The following is a 2,433-nucleotide window of genomic DNA, read 5'->3' on the forward strand; positions in this document are numbered from 1 at the left end:
GTATCCACCCGAGCAACCCCGTCTTTAATCTGTGTGATTTTTAGCTAGGGACAGTTTATAATTTTTGGGCAGGAGTTCGTGGATTTTCTGGATGTTGGTGTCCATGATGTTGTCAAAGACGTACTTGAGCCAGTGCTGTGGGTTGACTTCTTCGGTTTTACACATGGCAAAAAAGGAGTAGATCATCGCTGCCCGCTGTGCTGCATCATGTGATCCTGCGAACAGGTAGTTTTTCCGTCCCAGGGCTACGGGTCTGATTTTGTTCTCGACGGGATTGTTGTCGATTTCCAGTACCCCGTCCATAAGGTAGTTGGAGAGCTGATCCCAGCGGGTCATGGTATAGGCCATGGCTTTCCCGATGGTGCTTTTAGGCAGTACCTGCGCATAGTTTTCTTGCAGCCATTTGGAAAACGCTTCCAAAACTGGAAACGCATGTACAAGCCGGTATTCCTTCCGCTCTTTCGGACTCAGGCCGTTTTCTCTGCAGTGGGCTTCGATTTGGTAGAGTTTTCCGATAAAGACCAGCGCCAGTTCAGCACGTGTCGCATCATTTGCCCGGGCCTCAAAAAACTCACGACGGGCATGGGCCCAGCAGCACAGATGGGTGACTCCCGCCTGCTTGCCGTACTGTTCATAGCCCGCATAGCCATCGGTCTGCAGATAGCCTTTGAAGCCTGCCAATAATTTTTTGGGAACCTCTTTGTTCCGGCCTGGATTATAAGCAAACATGACCGTACCGTCCACTGGGTTATGGTAAACCCAGTAGTAGCCCAGATGGGTTTCTTTCTTTTTGGTGCTGTCCAGCACTTTGATGGTGGTTTCGTCCGCCTGGAGGTATCCTTTCCCACAGGTGTCTTTTACCAGCCAGTCGTACAGAATTTCCAGCCGTTCGAGTCCCTGTCTCACCCAGCCATCCAGTGTGGAAGAGGCGATGGGGATGTTTTCCCGTTTGAAGCGTTGGAGCTGTCGGTAGAGCGGGAGGTGATCTACATATTTATCTGTCAAAATGGAAGCGAGTAGCCCTGTTCCCACACTACTCTTGTCAATCAGGCGGGAAGGGAGTGCTGCGATCACTACCGGGAACTTGGCTTCCTGCACTTTGGAGGCATACTTATAGCGGATGTAGCGGCGGATGATAAACTTGGCAGGCACATAGTCCAGCTCTTCGGTGATTTCTTTGCCGATGCAGGTCATCTCCTCCAGATTGCCGTCGGGAAACAACTCGATTTCTTCCACAGGGAGATGTTCGGGCAGTTTTGTCCTGCCGGGATGGGAAGTGCCGGATTTCCTGCGGACATACTCCACCTTTTGGGTGAGTTCCTCCTGCAGGACCTGCTGTACTTCGGCGGGGGTTTCAAAAGGCAGACTGAGCTGGTCGGGGGACTCAAAGCGTTCCCGCTTCTGACCGAAGAGCATCTTTTGAAACTTGGCAACAAGCCCTTCCAGCTTTTCAATACGCTGATCCTTGGACTCCAGCTCCTTTTCCCGCTCGCCCAATAAGGCGATGAGTTCGGCAGTGGAGAGCTGGTCCAGGGGTTTGTTCATGCACCGAAAATAATACCCCGGAAGAAGCGGTCAAAGCATTAGTTTCCCACACAAACTGTGGATAAACAACCCCTCAGGGCCGAATTTTGACTTACCGCACAAAAGGTCGCCCCGTTGTCCCAGGAGCCTGTTTCACATCCAAAAACCTGAACGGCGGTCGATAAAAAAGGAGTAAAAACCCTGAAAAAATCTTCAGGGTCCGGTAAATCTGGGAAGCTGACGGGATTCCAGAATCCGGATGCCCTCGACCATCAGCACCAGTGAACTCCACGGGAGTTTACCGCCAGCTTCCATTCCTTCGGGTGGGCGGAAGGTGCCTTTTTCCAGCCGCTTGTAGTAGATCACCAGTCCTCCGGCTTCCCAGTGGAGCAGCTTGACCAGGGTACGGCTGCGGTTTAGGAAGATGTACACTTCCCCGGACAACGGATCCCGATCCAGTGAATTGCGGACCAGACCACAAAGCCCGTCAAAGCCTTTGCGCATGTCCACCGCCCCGCCGAAAAGAAAGAACCGGTGCGAAGATCCTAAGGCAAACATCTTACAGCTTGACAAGCAACTGAAGTAGGGAAAGGTCTTGGATGCCGCGGACCCTCACGCCATTGGGATAAACTACCTCAAGACCGTCAGAAGGCAAGGTAGGGGTCACTTCGGTAAAACCGGATGAGATAGACATAGCTCCAGCTCCTACTTTCCGGTACCAGTAGGAGAATGTGGGCAATTTGATATTCTCCCGCAGACAGAATTCACGTTGGGTCAGACCACTGGATTTGAAGGAAGCTATCATTGCTTCCATTTCTTGTTGACTCGCTCTTTTCATAAGTTTGTTTTTGAGGCAAACCTACTGGCTCAAATTCACTCAGAAAATATGGGGTTGCTCGGGGGGATACG

The 2,433-nt window shown here is 51.6% G+C and carries 3 protein-coding genes; all 3 read right to left on the reverse strand.

Annotated elements, in window-relative coordinates:
• Positions 1–24 precede the first annotated feature (24 nt).
• Complete coding sequence (tnpC, locus tag BLQ81_RS21770) at positions 25–1,545, reverse strand: IS66 family transposase (RefSeq protein ID WP_092735249.1); 1,521 nt, start codon at positions 1,543–1,545, stop codon at positions 25–27.
• Positions 1,546–1,737: 192 nt separating this feature from the next.
• The gene (gene tnpB / locus BLQ81_RS21775; protein ID WP_092735252.1) at positions 1,738–2,082 is read right to left on the reverse strand and encodes an IS66 family insertion sequence element accessory protein TnpB; all 345 of its coding nucleotides are present in this window, start codon (positions 2,080–2,082) and stop codon (positions 1,738–1,740) included.
• 1 nt (position 2,083) lies between these two features.
• The gene (gene tnpA, locus BLQ81_RS21780; protein ID WP_092735255.1) at positions 2,084–2,362 is read right to left on the reverse strand and encodes an IS66 family insertion sequence element accessory protein TnpA; all 279 of its coding nucleotides are present in this window, start codon (positions 2,360–2,362) and stop codon (positions 2,084–2,086) included.
• Positions 2,363–2,433 lie beyond the last annotated feature (71 nt).

It is taken from the genome of Algoriphagus alkaliphilus (genome assembly GCF_900103735.1).
GTDB classification, from domain to species: domain Bacteria; phylum Bacteroidota; class Bacteroidia; order Cytophagales; family Cyclobacteriaceae; genus Algoriphagus; species Algoriphagus alkaliphilus.

Coding starts and splice junctions, on each gene's coding strand:
- tnpC (WP_092735249.1), bottom strand. CDS start 1,545: ATGAACAAACCCCTGGACCAGCTCTCCACTGCCGAACTCATCGCCTTA.
- tnpB (WP_092735252.1), bottom strand. CDS start 2,082: ATGTTTGCCTTAGGATCTTCGCACCGGTTCTTTCTTTTCGGCGGGGCG.
- tnpA (WP_092735255.1), bottom strand. CDS start 2,362: ATGAAAAGAGCGAGTCAACAAGAAATGGAAGCAATGATAGCTTCCTTC.